1 protein-coding gene is annotated in these 588 nt (G+C 58.2%); it reads left to right on the top strand.

All coding sequences use genetic code 11. The features are described from left to right. Positions 1-588: LTA synthase family protein (locus NRB16_RS29000; protein ID WP_257107583.1), on the top strand; the 588-nt coding region annotated here is incomplete at both ends.

Below are 588 nucleotides of genomic sequence, written 5' to 3'. Positions count from 1 at the left end.
CATCACCCCTTACTTCGACAAACTGTCCAAGGAAGGCCTGCTGTTTGATCACTTCTTCTCCAACGGCACCCACACCCACCAGGGCATGTTCGCCACCATGGCGTGCTTCCCGAACCTGCCGGGCTTCGAGTACCTGATGCAGACGCCTGAAGGCAGCCACAAGCTGTCGGGCCTGCCGCAACTGCTCAGCGCCGGGCGCAACTACGACGATGTCTATGTCTACAACGGCAACTTTGCCTGGGACAACCAGTCGGGTTTCTTCAGCAACCAGGGCATGACCAACTTTGTCGGTCGTGAAGACTTCGTCAACCCGGTGTTCTCCGATCCGACCTGGGGTGTTTCCGACCAGGACATGTTCGACCGTGGCGCCGAGGAACTGAAAGCCCGCCAGAACGGCAAGCCGTTCTATGCCTTGCTGCAGACCCTGTCCAACCACACGCCTTATGCCTTGCCGGAAAACCTGCCGGTTGAGCGCGTGACAGGCCATGGTTCGCTGGACGAGCATTTGACCGCCATGCGTTATTCCGACTGGGCACTGGGGCAATTCTTCGAGAAGGCCAAGAAAGAGCCTTACTTCAAGAACACCCT

The sequence above is a fragment of the Pseudomonas sp. LJDD11 genome (assembly GCF_024584215.1).
In the GTDB taxonomy this organism is placed as follows: Bacteria; Pseudomonadota; Gammaproteobacteria; order Pseudomonadales; family Pseudomonadaceae; genus Aquipseudomonas.
Note: the sequence above shows the minus strand (reverse complement) of the source record. Positions and strands in the feature narration are given on the sequence as shown.